The organism is Streptomyces spiramyceticus, from assembly GCF_028807635.1.
GTDB lineage: Bacteria > Actinomycetota > Actinomycetes > Streptomycetales > Streptomycetaceae > Streptomyces > Streptomyces spiramyceticus.
Genome location: NZ_JARBAX010000001.1, coordinates 1808061 through 1823456, shown reverse-complemented (window position 1 = coordinate 1823456; position 15396 = coordinate 1808061). Strand labels below are relative to the sequence as shown.

Here is a 15396-nt window from a genome sequence, read left to right as displayed (position 1 = left end):
GTTCGTGGAGCTCGGCTTCACATTTGCACCGTAATTAACACCGTAAATAACCGGCACCCTCTGGAGCAGGTTCTTCGTGATTTCGACCGCCATCCGTCTGGCCCGTGTGGGCAGCGGATCCGAGCTGGCCGCCGCCGCAGTGATCGGGCTCGGGTATCCGTGCATCATGCTTGCCGCCCTGATCCCGAACCTCTGGATCTTCGCGGCCGCCGTCGCCGCGACGTATGTCGCGGACCAGCATCTGCACCAGCGTGGTAGCTACCTGATCAATCGCCTCGGCAAGGTGCGCGCGGGTCTGTCGATCCGCTTCCTGGTGCGCCAGCTGCTGCTGATCCTGTTGCTGGCCCGCATGCAGCTCGCCGAGCAGACGATCTTCTACGTGACGATCGCCTCCCTCCTGCTGTTCTACGGCCTCCAGGCCCCGCACGGCGCGCTCGTGACCCTGGTCCGGCTGCGCCGCAAGATGCCGGTGGTCACCCGCAACATCGACCTCGGCACGCTGCGCATCCCGTCGGCCCCGTCGCGGCGGCTGCTGAACCGATCCGCCGAGAAGATGCTGCACCTCGACATCTTCGGCTTCGCGGGCGTCCTGATCGCGGTCCAGAGCGGCAAGGATCTCTTCGGTTACGTCGGCCTCGGCCTCACCGTCGCCCTGGCGATCGCCTACGTCGCCGCGCTGCTGCCGTACCTGCGGCGCAACCGCCGCGTCCCGGCCACGGACACCGTCCTCCAGTGCGTCGACGAGTGGCTGCGGGAGTACCGGCCGACCACGGTCCTGTACTTCTCCGGCTCCCGGGACTCGGCGTACCAGGTCAACATGTGGCTCGACACTATGAAGCAGGTCGAGGGCAGGCCGCTGATCGTCCTGCGCGAGCGCCACATCGTGGGTCAGCTCGGCCCGACCTCCGTGCCGGTGCTCTGCGTCCCGAGCGCCACGCACCTGATGAACATGGACCTCTCCACGGTCCGCGTCGCTCTCTACGCCGCCAACGTCGGCAAGAACATCCACCTGCTGCGCGTCCCCACCATGAAGCACGTCTTCATCGGCCACGGCGACAGCGACAAGGTCGCGAGCATCAACCCGTTCAGCAAGGTGTACGACGAGGTGTGGAGCGCGGGCCGGGCAGGCCGTGACCGCTACGCCCTCGCCGACGTCGGCGTACGCGACGAGGACATCGTGGAGGTGGGCCGCCCCCAGCTCGCCCCCATCCAGACCTGGAGCGGTACGCCGAAGAACCCGGTCCCGACCGTCCTGTACGCCCCCACTTGGGAGGGCTGGGACGACAACCCGGGCAACACGTCGATCCTGCTGGCCGGCGAGAACATCGTCAGGCGCCTCCTGGAGGCCCAGGAGCCCGTCAGGGTGCTGTATAAGCCGCACCCCTTCACCGGCACCCGCAGCCCCCAGGCCAAGGCCGTACACGCCCGCATCACCGCCATGGTGGAGGCGGCGGCCGCCGAGCGCGCCACCGACGCCCGCTGGGCGAAGGACGCGGCGGAGCTCCAGGCGGAGCAGAGCGCGGCGAAGGCCGAACTGGCCCGTATCGAGGTACGCCTGGGCGAGCTCGGTGCCAAGGGCATGGGCAAGGCGAAGCCGACCGGCAAGGACGAGGCCGAGACCTCCCGCGACGCGCTGGCCGACCCGGCCCGCGAGGCGGAGCTGGCACAGCTCAAGGACGAGTGGAACGCGGCGTACTGGCGTTCCTTCGGCTGGTGGGAGCACCGGGTCATCACCGGTGCCGAGCCGCGTCTGTACGACTGCTTCAACGAGTCGGACGGCATGGTTTCGGACATCTCCAGCGTCGTGTCGGACTTCATCGCGAGCGGCAAGCCGTACGCGGTCACCGACTCCGCGGAGCTGGGCGTCGAGGAGTTCAGGCAGCAGAACACCGCTGTACGGGCCGCCGTGATCCTCTCGAACAGTGCGGCCCAGCTCGACGAGCTGCTCGCCGCCATCACGGGCGGCGAGAGCGCCGACCCGCTGGCGGACGCACGGCGTGAGCTGAAGGCGTACCTCCTCGGTCCCGACGAGCCCGCGTCCATCGTCCAGTTCAACGACGCCGTACGGGCGCTGGCGGCCAAGTCCGAGGCCCGTAACCAGGGTGTGGCGCAGCGCATGGGCGTCGAGGTGGCCGCCGCGGCGGCGGAGCCGAGCGACTCGGCGCCGGAGGTGACCGGCGACCCGAACGGCAGCGACCCGAACGGCAGCGACCTGACGGGCAGCCAGTCGGCCGACGTCGATTCCACCGTGGCGGGCTGACCCTCCGGCACTGACTGACAGCCACACAGCGTAAAGAACCGGCCCGGTAGAACGTCATTTAAGACGTTTTGCCGGGCCGGTCTGCGGTGCGCTGTGGCGAGCGTCACGTGGAAAAGTACGGTTGGTGAACAACCCGCACCCATGTGCCGACTGTCTTGGATGTCGATGAACGAGAATGTGACAGGCCTGGCTGCCAGTGAAATCCCCGACGTCACCGTGGTGGTCGGGGCATACGAAGCAATGCCGTACCTGATCCCCTGCCTGGAGTCGGTCGAAGCCCAGACGCTGGGCGCGGACCGCATAGAGATCGTGGCCGTCAACGACGGCTCGACCGACGGGACCGGAGACTATCTCGACGAATTCGCCGCCAAGTCCAAGGTCGCCACGAGGGTGGTCCACCAGGAGAATTCCGGGGGACCCAGCAAGCCGCGCAACGTCGGGCTGAGCATGGCGCGCGGTCGCTATGTCTTCTTCCTCGACGCCGACGACTACCTCGGTGAGGAGGCCCTGGAGCGGATGGTCGCGATGGCCGACCGCAATGGCACAGACGTGGTGCTGGGCAAAATCGAAGGCATTGGGCGGGGTGCGCCCCAGTCCATGTTCGGCCGCACTCTGGAGCGTACGGACGTCTTCTCGTCCAACATCAAATTCACGCTCAGTGCGGAGAAGCTCTTCCGGCGCGAGCTGTTGGAGCGGCACAACATGCGCTTCGACCAGCAGCTGTACACCGGCGAGGACGCGCGCTTCACCCTCGAAGCGTATGTTCGCAGCGCCGGGGTCTCGATCGTCGCCGACTACACCTGCCTCTACATCGTGCGCCGCGACGACGGCAAGCACATCACACAGAGCGGCAGTTACGCGATGCGGTTCGACTCGGCGACGGCCCTGATGGATCTGATCGCGAAGTTGTTCCCGCCGGGGGAGCAGCGCGACGAGCTGATGATCCGGCCCTTCGTGATCACCCTGCTGCCGCAGTTCGACCCACGCTGGCTGAAGCTGAAGACCGCTGCACGGCAGGACAAGATGGAGCTGGCCAAGCCGCTCATGGACAAGTACTGGTCGCCCGGCGTCGCGCGCCGGCTGAAGGTCCCCGAGCGACTGCGGATGCATTACGTCGCCGAGGGCCGGGCGGATCTGCTGGCCGACCACCTGGAGTTCATGCGGAGCAAGACGGTGCCCGAGGTCGTCCGCAGGGGTTCCGCGGGCAAGCCGTACCTCGCGTATCCGCACTTCGGCGACAAGGCGGCGGGCGTACCCGACGAGATGTTCGCGGTGACGGTGTCGGAGTTGGTGGGCGGGGTCCGTATCGCAGCTCGCAACGGCGCGAGAGCCAAGCTGTCGTTCGCCCGGCGAGTGGTCCGCAAGTTGCGCCGAATGGCGAAGAGCGCGGTAAGGGGTACGCCGGCCCGTTCCTGACGGGACGTCATGTGGGGGGAGTGCGCGCGCATCACCCGGCCAACAGCCTCAGGAACGGTGCTGGAAGGACACCGGCAATGTCGCTGACATGCCGGATGTCAACCGTTCGGTGCTGGAGACCGCCGAACCGCTTATGGAGGGTACGGTCGATGAGAGCGACGAGATCATCGACCGTGGCGTCCAGGGTGTCGGTCACGGTGCTCGACAAGATCACGTACGCGGGCAATCGGGCGAATCTCGACGAGGTGCGCGCACATCGCGGATTCGCCTTCGTGCAGGGCGGCATCTGCGACCCGGAGCTCATCGCGCGCCTTCCGGCTGCTCGACGACGCTGCCCGGGACGGTCCGGCCCGCACGCTGACGGTCCTGTCCTGCCCGTCGGTCGTCCATGCTGCGGAATGCGGAGGCGGCATCCGGACCTGCTCACGTACATTGCGGGGAGAACCGGGCGAGCAAAAAGTGGGGTCTGTACGTGTCAGCGGCAAGGCAGGGCGTAGCGGAAGCCCGCAGGATCGTCGTCAAGATCGGATCCTCCTCACTCACCACCGCATCGGGCGGCCTCGACGCCGACCGCGTCGACGCCCTCGTCGACGTCCTCGCCAAGACGCGCAGCGGCGGCGAGAAGGAGATCGTGCTGGTGTCGAGCGGTGCCATCGCCGCCGGACTCGCACCGCTCGGGCTCGCCCGCCGCCCCAAGGACCTCGCCAGGCAGCAGGCCGCCGCCAGCGTCGGCCAGGGCCTGCTCGTCGCCCGCTACACCGCCTCCTTCGCGCGCTACGGCGTACGCGTCGGCCAGGTGCTGCTGACCACGGACGACACCAGCCGCCGTGCCCACTACCGCAACGCATACCGGACCCTGGACCAGCTGATCGCCATGGGCGCGGTCCCGGTCGTCAACGAGAACGACACCGTCGCCACGGACGAGATCCGCTTCGGCGACAACGACAGGCTCGCCGCCCTCGTAGCCCATCTCGTACGGGCCGACCTGCTGGTCCTGCTCTCGGACGTCGACGGACTCTACGACGGCGACCCCAGCACCCCCGGCACCTCACGCATCGACGATGTCCGCAGCCCCGAGGACATCGCGCACGTCTCCATCGGCAGCGCCGGCAAGGCGGGCGTCGGTACCGGCGGCATGGTCACCAAGGTCGAGGCGGCGCGTATCGCAGCAGCCGCCGGCATCCCCGTCGTCCTCACCTCCGCCAGCCACGCCGCCGACGCCCTCGCCGGCCGCGACACGGGCACCCACTTCCACCCCACCGGCCGCCGCAGCGCCGACCGCCTGCTGTGGCTGGCCCACGCCTCCACCCCGCAGGGCGCGCTCATCCTCGACGACGGGGCCGTACGGGCCGTGGTCGAGCGGCGTACGTCGCTGCTGCCCGCCGGGATCGCCGGGGTCGAGGGGGAGTTCAGCGCGGGCGACCCGGTGGAGCTGCGCGACACCGCGGGCCGGGCCGTCGCCCGGGGGCTCGTCAACTACGACGCCAAGGAGCTCCCGCAGCTGCTCGGCCGCTCCACCCGTGACCTGGCGAAAGAGCTCGGGCCGACGTACGAGCGCGAGGTCGTACACAGGGACGATCTGGTTCTTCTCGCCCCCTGAAACGGCTGAAAGTCCGGTCTCGCGGCAGACACCTTCCCGAAAACCGTCACGCGCCCGGCTCAGGACTGGTCAACTTTGCTGGGGAGTACAGCACGACAACGCATTACAGGAGGCCGCCGGTGAGACGAGCGCGTCCGGGGGCGCTGCCCCGAGGGACGGCCGAGCGAGCCCTGACGAGTGTCGGGGCAGGGGCGGACTTCGGCGACGCCCCGAAGACGGAGTCGGAGCAGAGGCCGGCTCCCGGCCGGGAGATCCACGGCAACCGTGAGGTGTCCAGGCTCTGGCACATCACCCTGAGCGTCTCGGGCGCCGAGGCACCGCTGAAGGAGGTCAGGCGAGGTCTCGAACAGCTTGCCCACGACCATCCTTTCCTGCTGACCAGCAGATACGCCAATGATCACGCGGAGATCCGGTACTGGGAAGAGGCCCGGGACCTGCACGACGCGGCAGCGGTCGCGCTGCGCCTGTGGGGCGAGCACCGGTCGACGGCGAAGCTGCCGCCGTGGGAGATCGTGGGCCTGGAGGTCATCGACAGGGACACGTACCACCAGCGGATCGCGGAGGGGTACGGCCCGCCGCCCGCGGCCCCCGTCGGCGTTCATCCGTACTGACCGCTGCCACAGGTGCTGCGATCGTGAGGCGGGCCCGGCCGTGATCGCGACGTGGGCGCGGCGTCTCGCGGAGCGGGATAGACCATGAACGCCCGCAGCGGGCGCATTACCCTGCGGGCATGACCTCGCACTCTCCCCTCGCCGATTCCGCCCCGCAGTCACCCGAGTCCCCGGTCCTCCGGACCGCCCGGCGGGCCCGCACCGCCGCTGCCGAGATCGCGCCACTCCCGCGCTCCGCCAAGGACTCCGCACTGCTCGCGATCGCCGAAGCGCTGGTCGCCAGGACGGCCGAGATCGTCGAGGCCAACGCCCAGGACATCGCCAAGGCCCGCGCCGCGGGCACCAGCGAGACGGTGATCGACCGGCTCACCCTGACCCCGGAGCGGGTCGCCGCCATCGCCTCCGACGTACGGGACGTGGCCGCGCTGCCCGACCCGGTCGGCGAGGTTGTACGCGGCTCCACCCTGCCCAACGGCATCGACCTCCGCCAGGTCCGCGTGCCGCTCGGCGTCGTCGGGATCATCTACGAGGCCCGCCCCAACGTGACCGTGGACGCCGCCGCCCTCTGCCTCAAGTCCGGCAACGCCGTGCTGCTGCGCGGCTCCTCGTCGGCGTACGCCTCCAACACCGCGCTCGTCGCCGTCCTGCGCGACGCCGTCGCCGCGGCCGGGCTGCCCGCCGACGCCGTACAGCTCGTGCCGGGGGAGTCCCGCGATTCGGTACGGGAGCTCATGCGGGCCCGTGGCCTGGTCGACGTCCTGATCCCGCGCGGCGGCGCCTCGCTCATCCGTACGGTCGTCGAGGAATCCACCGTCCCCGTCATCGAGACCGGCACCGGGAACTGCCACGTCTACGTCGACGCCCGCGCCGACATCGACATGGCCGTCGACATCCTGATCAACTCCAAGGCCCAGCGGCCCAGCGTCTGCAACGCCGCCGAGACCCTCCTCGTCCACCAGGACATCGCCGACGCCTTCCTGCCGCGCGCCCTGGACGCGCTCGCCGACGCGGGCGTCACGGTGCACGCGGACGAGCGGGTGGCGGCGTACGCCGGCGCGTCCAAGGCCACCGTCGTGCCGGCCACGACGGAGGACTGGGAGACCGAGTACCTGTCGTACGACATCGCGGCTGCCGTCGTCGACTCGCTGGACGGCGCCGTCGAACACATCCGGCGGTGGACCTCCGGCCACACCGAGGTGATCGTCACGACGTCGCAGGCCGCGGCCCGCAGCTTCACGCAGCTGGTGGACTCGACGACGGTCGCGGTGAACGCGTCCACGCGTTTCACGGACGGCGGCCAGTTCGGATTCGGCGCCGAAATTGGGATCTCCACGCAGAAGTTGCACGCCCGTGGCCCGATGGGGCTGCCCGAGCTGACCTCGACGAAGTACATCGTGACGGGCGACGGCCACACACGCTGACCCACTCCCGGTTCGCACTTTTCCCTGCCCAAACCGACCCGTCAGGGCTAGGCTGAACGGGTGCCGGACGACGTGGGGGGCAAGCCGTTTCCGGACGGCTGGGAGCCCGACGACGACCGCGGAGGCGCGGACGAGGACTTCGCCTCCGTGGTGTTCGACGAGGACTTTGTACGGGCCGCCGAGATTCATGAACCGACCGCTGTGGAGCGGCTGCTGGCCGCCGCCCAGGCACGCGCCGACGCCGAGGCCGCCAGGGCCAGGGCAGGCAAGGGCCCGTCGGACGACGACCTCTACGACGACGGGTACGGGTCCGAGTACGGCTCCGGGCGCGACCCCCTTCACGACGGCGCGTACGGCCCTTCGGACGACGACGGCTACGACGACGGCGCATACGACAGCAGGGGGCCGTACGGACGGCACGGCGGCGCCCTGCGCCCCTACCGAGGGCATGCGCGCTGGCACCGGCCCGTGGCCTGGCTGCTCGCCCTGCTGATGGGCATCGGGATGGTCGCGCTCGCCTTCACCGCCGTCTACCGGGGGGCGTCCTCCGACCGGCAGGACCAGGTGCCGCCGGCGACCAGTGAGACCCCCAGGCCCGGCGCTCCGGTGATGCCCGGAGGGCCCTCGGCCTCCGCCGAGTACTCCGCGCCCGCCGCGTCCGCGGTGCCGCGCACGCCCTGACCTTCGGAGCGGGTGGCAGGACCTTCCGCCCGGGTGGGCAGCGCCTTCCGACCGGGTGGGCAGCACCGATCACCGTGCGTGTGCGAACCAGTCGGAACTTGTCACCGACCAGCGCGTTTACCTTCGCCTCCATCGACCTACCCTGAAGGTATGGCAGGGCACGGAGAGCCACCTGAGGGTGCGCCCGAGGGCCTCCCGGGCGGCAGCGACGACGAGTTCCGGTCCGTCGTCTTCGACGAATCGTTCGTGCGGGCTGCCCGCCTCCAGGAATACTCCGCGACCGAGCGGATGGCCGACCACGAGCGGGCCGTGCGCCACCGTCCCGTCTGGAAGGCCCGCGGCCATGGCAGCGGCGGCGGTGGCGGGCATGGAGGCGGCGGCTCGAAGCAGGCGCTGCTGCTCGTCCTGCTGGTCGCGCTGGCCTTCGGTACGGCGCTCTACATGGGCGTACGCCATCCGTACCAGCCACCGCCCACCGCGCGCGCAGGGCTGCTGCGGATGACGGTCATACCCCTGGCCCCCGAAGGCAAGGTGCCGGGCGGGAACCCGGACGAGCTCTTCCGGCGCAGCCCGGCCGCGCAGTTCGCGACGGGCGCCGAGGGCATCAACCTGCCGGCCGCCCGGCGCACCACGCACTTCTCGGAGGGCCAGGTCGTCGTCGCGCTGAGCACCGTGAAGGACTACCTCGTCGCGTCCTCCCTCGACCCCGCTGTACTGAGCGGCCGCACCGTACGCCCGGTAAGGGCACTGCTCGACCCGGACCAGCTGGATCAGTTCGACCGCAGCTTCGACCGCCCCGCCGACGACGGGCGGCACGCCGCGACGGGATGGCTGGTCCGCTTCGACCCGGCGAAGGTGGCACTGGCCGTCGGCGAGCAGGCGCGCGTACACGGTGTCCTGCGCATCGAGGAGACCGAGTCCAACCACCTCGAAGTGACCTCCGACCACACCTTTGTGTACGCACTGCGGCCGGCCGGCTCCGCTGCCGGACGGCCGCAGGCGGACGGCGCTTCGCTCTTCACCGTCCGCCGCGAGCTGCACTTCCGCTTCGACCGGGAGGACCTGCGGATGCACCGGGCGGAGCTGCTCGTTTCGTACGCACAGGCCGGGCCCCAGGCGTGCTCGGCCGAGACGGCGAGCCACCTGCTGCCGGTGACGGCCGGGCAGCGCGCCACCGGCGAACGTCCCGCCGGCACCGACCCCTACGCGAGGGGCCCGGCCAGGGCGGCGCTGTGCGGGGCGCTCGACCCGAGCGTTATGCCGAGCCCTCGGGCCCCTTAGAGCCGCTGGGTCCGGTGTCCTTGCCCCCGCCGGAGCTGCCGCTGCCGCCGCTGCTGCCGTTTCCGCCTCCGCCTCCGCCGAACGCGCCGCGCAGCTTGCCGCCCAGGTCGCCCGCGCCGCCCGCGATGTCGCCCACGAGCTTCATCAGCGGGTCCTTGCTGGTGCGCACCGTGTCGGCATAGTGGGTGGCCGAGTCCCGGAAGGAATCGGAGACCGAGGTGTCCTTGTCCTCGTCGCGCCGCGGGTAGTGGCCGTCCATGATCCGCTGGTAGTCGCGGCTCTCCGCCCACTTCTTCAGCTCGGCGGCCCGCACCGTGGTGAAGGGGTGCGTACGGGGCAGGACGTTGAGGATCTTCAGCACGGAATCACGCAGGTCGCCCCCGGCCTCGTACTCCTCGGCCTGCTCCAGGAACGCGTCCACGTTCATCTCGTGCAGGTGGTTGCCGCCGGCGATCTTCATCAGGCCGCGCATCGACGCCCTGAGGTCCTGGCCGACCAGCAGCCCGGCCCGGTCGGCGGAGAGCTCCGACTTGCGGAACCACTCGCGCAGCGCCGTCACGATCGCCATGATCGCGATGTTGCCGAGGGGAATCCAGGCGACCTTGAGAGCGAGGTTGGTGAGGAACAGCAGTATCGTCCGGTAGACCGAGTGCCCGGACAGGGCGTGGCCCACCTCGTGGCCGACGACCGCGCGCATCTCCTCCTCGTCGAGCAGCTCCACCAGGCCCGTGGTGACCACGATGATGGGCTCGTCGAGACCGATGCACATGGCATTGGGCTTCGGGTCCTGCGTGACGTACATCGGCGGGACCTTCTCCAGGTCCAGGATGTAACAGGCGTCCAGCAGCATGGTGTTGAGGTGCGCGAACTGGGCTTCGCTCACCCGCACGGAGTCGGACAGGAACAGCAGCCGCAGGCTGCGCTCGGGCAGCAGCCCGCTGAGCGCCTTGAAGACCGTGTCGAATCCGGTGAGCCTGCGCAGGGCAACCAGGGCCGAGCGGTCCGCGGGATGTTCGTACGCCCGGGACGAGATGCCCGGGAAGCGCTTGCGATTACGGCTCGGCACGTTCTCGTGATTGCCGTCGGTCATGGGTGGCCCCCTGTCTACGAGTCTTCCCGTCCCCCGGACGACCCCAGCGTATGTGCTGATGTCCGGCCCGCCCGGCCGGTTCCTGAAGCAGGACAATCGGTGAACGACTGAGTCGGCGTGAGCGTGCCCGGCCCGCCCGCATACGATGTTGCGTGAAGTCTCCGCTCCGACTCCCGACTCCCGATAGGTCCTGCCGAAGATGAGCCTCCACCACACTGCCGCCTCCCTCGTGACCCTTGCCTCCGGTGAGGGCGGCGAGCACGGCGGGAACCACGAATCCCTCAGTGCCTACGTCACCGGCGGCGGAGCGCTCTTCGCGCTCCTCCTCCTGCTGTGGATCACCACCCGCTTCAACCGCGACCGCTGAGGCAGGGCCGCCAGACGGGGCCAGTAGGCTCTGCACGCATGGGAGAGCAGGAAGTGCCTCGCGGTCCGGGCAAGCGCCGACTCGGCGTGATGGGCGGTACGTTCGATCCGATCCATCACGGACACCTGGTGGCCGCCAGTGAGGTGGCCGCCCAGTTCCACCTCGACGAGGTGGTTTTCGTGCCGACAGGGCAGCCCTGGCAGAAGACCCACAAGCACGTGTCCCCGGCCGAGGACCGCTATCTGATGACGGTCATCGCGACGGCGTCCAACCCGCAGTTCTCGGTGTCCCGCATCGACATCGACCGCGGCGGCCCGACGTACACCATCGACACGCTGCGGGACCTGCACGCGCTCAACAGCGACTCGGACCTGTTCTTCATCACCGGCGCCGACGCGCTCGCCCAGATCCTCACCTGGCGGGACGCGGAGGAGCTGTTCTCGCTCGCCCACTTCATCGGTGTGACCAGGCCCGGTCACCACCTGACGGACGACGGTCTGCCCGAGGGAGGCGTCTCCCTGGTGGAGGTGCCGGCCCTGGCGATCTCGTCCACCGACTGCCGCGCGAGAGTCGCGCAGGGCGAACCTGTCTGGTATCTCGTTCCGGACGGTGTGGTCCGCTACATCGACAAGCGCGCGCTGTACCGCGACTGAGCGGCGGGCGCGGCCGTACGGGGAGCACAGACAAGCAGGAAAGGGGCACCGGTGAACGACCGACAGTACCCGTACGACCCGTACGCCCAGGACCCGTACGCCCAGCAGCCGGAGATCATCGGCTACGACGCGTACGGCAGGCCGGTGTACCAGCAGGCGCAGCAGACACAGCAGCAGGCACAGCAGGGCGAGACGCAGCAGCAGTACGACCCGTATGCGCAACAGCAGGGGTACGGCTACGACCCGTACGCCCAGCAGCCGCCGTACGACCCCTATGCCGAGCAGCAGCAGGCCGGACAGCAGCAGCAGCAACAGCAGCTTCAGCAGCAGCAATGGATCCCGCAGCAGGCGGCGCCTGCCGCTGCCCCTGCCCCCGAGCCCGCGCCGGAGCCGGCTCCCGCCGCCCCGCCCGTGCCCGAGCAGCGCCGCGCCTCTCCCGAGTACGCGACGGAGCAGTTCTCGTTCGTCGAGGAACCGGACGAGAACTCCGAAGACGTCATCGACTGGCTGAAGTTCACCGAGAGCCGTACCGAGCGCCGTGAGGAAGCCCGCCGCCGCGGCCGCAACCGGGTCGTCTCCCTGGTCGTCGCCCTGACGCTGGTGGTCGCCGGCGGCGTCGGGTACCTCTGGTACGCGGGGATGCTGCCCGGCCTTTCCGGCAAGGACGACAAGCAGAACACCGCCACGGGCCCGGAGAAGCGCGACGTGATCGTGGTGCACATGCACAACACCAAGAAGGGCGGAACCTCCACGGCGCTGCTCGTCGACAACGTCACCACGAAGCAGGGCACGACCGTCCTGCTCCCCAACTCGCTGTCCGTCGCGAACGACGACGGCACCACGACGACGCTCGGCAAGTCGGTGGACGACGACGGTTCAACGGGCACGCGCGAGGCGATCGGTTCCGTACTCGGAACCAAGATCGGCGGCACCTGGCGGCTGGACACCCCGTACCTGGAGAACCTCGTCGAGCTGGTCGGCAACGTCGAGATCGACACCGACACCGATGTGCCCGACACCAAGAAGGGCGCGTCTCCCGTCGTGAGGCAGGGCAAGGAGCAGACGCTGAGCGGTCGGATGGCCGTCGCGTACGCCACCTACCGGGCGCCCGGCGAGGCGGAGGCCAAGCAGCTCCAGCGGTTCGGCCAGGTCATTCAGGGCATCCTGCGGAAGATCTCGGACGACCCGCAGGCCGCGACCACCACCGTCCGCACGCTCGCGCAGATCCTCGACCCTTCGCTGCCGGAGAACGACCTGGGCGCCTCGCTCGCCAAGCTCGCCGAGCACGCCAAGGGCGGCGACTACAAGACGGCGCAGCTGCCGGTCGAGGCCGACGGCAAGCTCAGCGAGTCCGCGGCGGACAGTGTGGTGAAGGACATCCTCGGCGGCTCGGTGAGCAGCCCCGAGCAGGGTGCCGCGGTGCGGGTCGGGGTCAAGAACGCGACCGCGAACCCGGACGCGGGCGAGGCGGCCAGGATCCGGCTGGTCAACGGCGGCTATGCCTTTGTGGACGCGGGCAAGGCGGCCGCGATCGTGTCGTCGCAGGTCAGCTATGGCGACGCGGCACAGAAGGCGGCGGCCGAAGAGACCGCGAAGACCCTCGGTCTGCCGGCGAGCTCGGTGAAGAAGGGCAAGACGGCGGCGAACGCCGACGTGACGGTCGTACTGGGCCAGGATTTCAGGGTCAAGTAATCCCGTCGGCGCTGTCGGCGGTCCGTGAGACCCTGGTGGTACTCCTGACCGCCGACGAAAGCCTGCATGTGACCGCCACGGACCGTTCCATCGAGCTCATCAACGCCGCCGCCCAGGCGGCCGCCGACCGGCTCGCGCACGACATCATCGCGTACGACGTCAGCGATGTGCTCTCCATCACTGACGCCTTCCTGGTCGCCTCGGCGCCCAGCGACCGCCAGGTCAAGTCGATCGTCGACGAGATCGAGGAGCGGCTGAACAAGGAGCTCGGCGCCAAGCCGGTGCGCCGCGAGGGCGACCGCGAAGCCCGCTGGGTGCTCCTCGACTACGTCGACATCGTCGTCCACGTCCAGCACAGCGAGGAGCGTGTCTTCTACGCTCTGGAGCGCCTCTGGAAGGACTGCCCCGAGATCGCTCTGCCCGAGGACGCCGTCAAGACCCGCGGCCTGGCCGAAGAGCACGCGAAGTCGCGCGCGGCCGGTGATCTGGACGGAGACCTGAGCTGAACGGCAGCGACACCGGCAACAAGAGCCTGAACCGCCGGGGCCGCCGCATCGTCCTGTGGCGGCACGGGCAGACGTCGTGGAACCTGGAGCGCCGTTTCCAGGGCTCCACCGACATCGAGCTGACCGACACCGGCGTAGCCCAGGCACGCCGGGCCGCAAGGCTGCTCGCCTCCCTGAAGCCGGACATGATGATCGCGTCCGACCTCAAGCGGGCGGCCGCCACGGCCGGTGAGCTGGCGGCTCTGACGGGCCTGGAGGTCACGCACGACGTCGCGCTGCGCGAGACGTACGCGGGCGCCTGGCAGGGCCTGACGCACGACGAGATCATCGGGCAGTTCGGCGAGCAGTACGCGGCGTGGAAGCGCGGCGAGCCGGTGCGGCGCGGTGGCGGCGAGCTGGAGACCGAGGTTGCCGACCGGGCGGCTCCGGTCGTGCTCGCGCACGCCGACAAGCTGGGCGACAACGGCACGCTCGTCGTCGTCAGCCACGGCGGCACGATCCGCACCACCATCGGCCGGCTCCTGGGTCTGGAGTCGCACCACTGGGAGGGCCTTGGCGGGCTCTCCAACTGCTGTTGGTCGGTCCTGGGCGAGGGCGCCCGCGGCTGGCGGCTGCTTGAGCACAACGCCGGGACGCTCCCGGAGCCCGTGCTCGGCGACGACGACTGACGGATTTCACTTTCCGGCAGGTCGCAGGCTAAAGTTCTTCTTGTTCGCGGCGCACAGCGCAGAGAACAGCGGGGCTATAGCTCAGTTGGTAGAGCGCCTGCATGGCATGCAGGAGGTCAGGAGTTCAATTCTCCTTAGCTCCACAATCAAGATCCCGTTCCCTCAGGGGGGCGGGATTTCTTGCTGTTTCGGGACCGGCCTGTTTTCAGGACCGGCCTGTTTCAGGACGGATCTCCCACAGGGCAACGGTCCGCTGGCGGCTCTCCTCGTCGTTCGGGGTGTACGCCACGATCCGGCACTCCGGCATCCCGTTGATGGACAGCGACACCGAGGTCATCCGTATCTCCCCAACAGCCGTGTGCCGGAAGGTCTTCACACGGGGGCCGGGCGGGACCACGTCCCCGCTCTCCCACAGCTCGGCGAAGTACGGGCTGGCCGCGCGGAGTCGGCGGACGAACGATTCCCAGTCGGGCTCGCCGACATGGCGTCCGTACGCACCCCGCAACTGCGCCACCATCAGGGGCAGCTCCGCCTCCCGGAACACCAGTGGGCAGGAAGGCTCGGGCACGGTGAAGAGCACCCACAGGACATTGCGTACGCCCCCCTCGTGCACGTCGACGTCGAAGAGGTGGCGGTAGGCGGCGTTGGTGGCGAGGACGTCGTACCGGGCGTTGTAGACGACGGCCGGACGCGGGTCCAGGGCGTCGATGATGCCCTGCACTTCCGGGCTGACGGCCGCCACGTCGTCCGCCCGGTCCGGGGCGTACGGCACCTCGGCCAGATGGTAGAGATGCTCCCGCTCTGGCCGGTCCAGCCGGAGCGTACGCGCCACGGCGTCCAGGACCTGGGCGGAGGCGTTGATCGGGCGGCCCTGCTCCAGCCAGGTGTACCAGGTGACCCCCACGCCGGAGAGCTGCGCGACCTCCTCGCGGCGCAGTCCGGGGGTGCGGCGGCGCAGTCCCGGGGGCATCCCCACGTCGGCGGGGGTCACCCTGGCCCGTCGGCTGCGCAGGAACGTGGCCAGCTCGGAGCGGCGGCGTTGCGTCGGTGCTGCCATCGTTGTCACACCCCCATGGTCGATGGTCCGCCCCGCCGTTGCCAGGTGCTGTCAGTACCAGGATCAGCGGGCTCTCGTTACCCGTATCCGATC

At 69.7% G+C, this 15396-nt stretch carries 15 protein-coding genes, 1 tRNA gene and 1 pseudogene; 14 read left to right on the top strand and 3 right to left on the bottom strand.

All coding sequences use genetic code 11. The features are described from left to right. The first annotated feature begins 76 nt into the window (after nucleotides 1-76). Nucleotides 77-2260 (top strand): hypothetical protein, encoded by a 2184-nt coding sequence (locus PXH83_RS08325; protein ID WP_274558361.1) that lies wholly within the window; start codon nucleotides 77-79, stop codon nucleotides 2258-2260. A gap of 159 nt (nucleotides 2261-2419) precedes the next feature. Beyond that, nucleotides 2420-3676 (top strand): glycosyltransferase family 2 protein, encoded by a 1257-nt coding sequence (locus tag PXH83_RS08320; protein ID WP_274558359.1) that lies wholly within the window; start codon nucleotides 2420-2422, stop codon nucleotides 3674-3676. A gap of 31 nt (nucleotides 3677-3707) precedes the next feature. Here PXH83_RS08320 and PXH83_RS32435 read toward each other — a convergent pair whose 3' ends face one another. After that, complete coding sequence (locus PXH83_RS32435; protein ID WP_420803239.1) at nucleotides 3708-3872, bottom strand: hypothetical protein; 165 nt, start codon at nucleotides 3870-3872, stop codon at nucleotides 3708-3710. On the opposite strand from PXH83_RS32435, the pseudogene PXH83_RS08310 reads away from it, so the two are divergent. The 6 genes and pseudogenes from PXH83_RS08310 to PXH83_RS08285 all read left to right on the top strand — a co-directional run. Next, nucleotides 3862-3996 (top strand): annotated as a pseudogene (locus PXH83_RS08310) (dTDP-glucose 4,6-dehydratase); the annotation flags it as partial. The gene PXH83_RS32435 and the pseudogene PXH83_RS08310 overlap by 11 nt on opposite strands. Nucleotides 3997-4148: 152 nt before the next feature. Beyond that, complete coding sequence (gene proB / locus PXH83_RS08305) at nucleotides 4149-5276, top strand: glutamate 5-kinase (protein WP_274558356.1); 1128 nt, start codon at nucleotides 4149-4151, stop codon at nucleotides 5274-5276. Between the two features lie 119 nt (nucleotides 5277-5395). Further along, nucleotides 5396-5887, top strand: coding sequence for a hypothetical protein (locus tag PXH83_RS08300; protein WP_274558353.1), 492 nt, complete (start codon nucleotides 5396-5398; stop codon nucleotides 5885-5887). Between the two features lie 119 nt (nucleotides 5888-6006). Further along, complete coding sequence (locus PXH83_RS08295; RefSeq protein ID WP_274558351.1) at nucleotides 6007-7308, top strand: glutamate-5-semialdehyde dehydrogenase; 1302 nt, start codon at nucleotides 6007-6009, stop codon at nucleotides 7306-7308. 60 nt (nucleotides 7309-7368) lie between these two features. Continuing rightward, the gene (locus PXH83_RS08290) at nucleotides 7369-7989 is read left to right on the top strand and encodes an SCO2584 family spore wall biosynthesis protein (RefSeq protein ID WP_274558348.1); all 621 of its coding nucleotides are present in this window, start codon (nucleotides 7369-7371) and stop codon (nucleotides 7987-7989) included. Between the two features lie 150 nt (nucleotides 7990-8139). Then, nucleotides 8140-9270 (top strand): SCO2583 family membrane protein, encoded by a 1131-nt coding sequence (locus tag PXH83_RS08285; protein WP_274558346.1) that lies wholly within the window; start codon nucleotides 8140-8142, stop codon nucleotides 9268-9270. On the opposite strand, the gene PXH83_RS08280 is transcribed toward PXH83_RS08285, so the two are convergent. Further along, nucleotides 9245-10360, bottom strand: a complete 1116-nt coding sequence (locus PXH83_RS08280; protein WP_274558344.1) for a M48 family metallopeptidase — start codon at nucleotides 10358-10360, stop codon at nucleotides 9245-9247. The two genes, PXH83_RS08285 and PXH83_RS08280, sit on opposite strands and share 26 nt — an antisense overlap. A 199-nt stretch (nucleotides 10361-10559) precedes the next feature. On the opposite strand from PXH83_RS08280, the gene PXH83_RS08275 reads away from it, so the two are divergent. The 6 genes from PXH83_RS08275 (at nucleotide 10560) to PXH83_RS08250 (ending at nucleotide 14389) form a co-directional block, all read left to right on the top strand. Then, entirely contained in the window at nucleotides 10560-10727 is a 168-nt protein-coding gene (locus tag PXH83_RS08275) for a hypothetical protein (protein ID WP_274558342.1), read from the top strand. 38 nt (nucleotides 10728-10765) lie between these two features. Further along, nucleotides 10766-11380 carry a nicotinate-nucleotide adenylyltransferase gene (gene nadD / locus PXH83_RS08270; protein WP_274558340.1) on the top strand — a complete coding sequence of 205 codons (615 nt, stop codon included), beginning with the start codon at nucleotides 10766-10768 and terminating at the stop codon, nucleotides 11378-11380. A gap of 51 nt (nucleotides 11381-11431) precedes the next feature. Continuing rightward, nucleotides 11432-13072 carry an LCP family protein gene (locus PXH83_RS08265; RefSeq protein WP_274558338.1) on the top strand — a complete coding sequence of 547 codons (1641 nt, stop codon included), beginning with the start codon at nucleotides 11432-11434 and terminating at the stop codon, nucleotides 13070-13072. Between the two features lie 68 nt (nucleotides 13073-13140). Beyond that, a complete protein-coding gene (rsfS, locus tag PXH83_RS08260) occupies nucleotides 13141-13578 on the top strand; it encodes a ribosome silencing factor (RefSeq protein WP_274562723.1) in 438 nt (145 codons plus the stop codon). Further along, on the top strand, nucleotides 13575-14246 hold the full coding sequence (locus tag PXH83_RS08255; protein WP_420803214.1) for a histidine phosphatase family protein: 672 nt from the start codon (nucleotides 13575-13577) through the stop codon (nucleotides 14244-14246). The genes rsfS and PXH83_RS08255 overlap by 4 nt, the downstream gene beginning before the upstream one ends. Before the next feature lie 70 nt (nucleotides 14247-14316). Beyond that, nucleotides 14317-14389, top strand: a tRNA-Ala gene (locus tag PXH83_RS08250). A 62-nt stretch (nucleotides 14390-14451) separates the two neighbouring features. On the opposite strand, the gene PXH83_RS08245 is transcribed toward PXH83_RS08250, so the two are convergent. Continuing rightward, entirely contained in the window at nucleotides 14452-15303 is an 852-nt protein-coding gene (locus PXH83_RS08245) for a helix-turn-helix transcriptional regulator (RefSeq protein ID WP_274558336.1), read from the bottom strand. Nucleotides 15304-15396 lie beyond the last annotated feature (93 nt).

Coding starts and splice junctions, on each gene's coding strand:
- PXH83_RS08320 (WP_274558359.1), top strand. CDS start 2,420: ATGTCGATGAACGAGAATGTGACAGGCCTGGCTGCCAGTGAAATCCCC.
- PXH83_RS08295 (WP_274558351.1), top strand. CDS start 6,007: ATGACCTCGCACTCTCCCCTCGCCGATTCCGCCCCGCAGTCACCCGAG.
- PXH83_RS08285 (WP_274558346.1), top strand. CDS start 8,140: ATGGCAGGGCACGGAGAGCCACCTGAGGGTGCGCCCGAGGGCCTCCCG.
- PXH83_RS08280 (WP_274558344.1), bottom strand. CDS start 10,360: ATGACCGACGGCAATCACGAGAACGTGCCGAGCCGTAATCGCAAGCGC.
- PXH83_RS08275 (WP_274558342.1), top strand. CDS start 10,560: ATGAGCCTCCACCACACTGCCGCCTCCCTCGTGACCCTTGCCTCCGGT.
- nadD (WP_274558340.1), top strand. CDS start 10,766: ATGGGAGAGCAGGAAGTGCCTCGCGGTCCGGGCAAGCGCCGACTCGGC.
- PXH83_RS08245 (WP_274558336.1), bottom strand. CDS start 15,303: ATGGCAGCACCGACGCAACGCCGCCGCTCCGAGCTGGCCACGTTCCTG.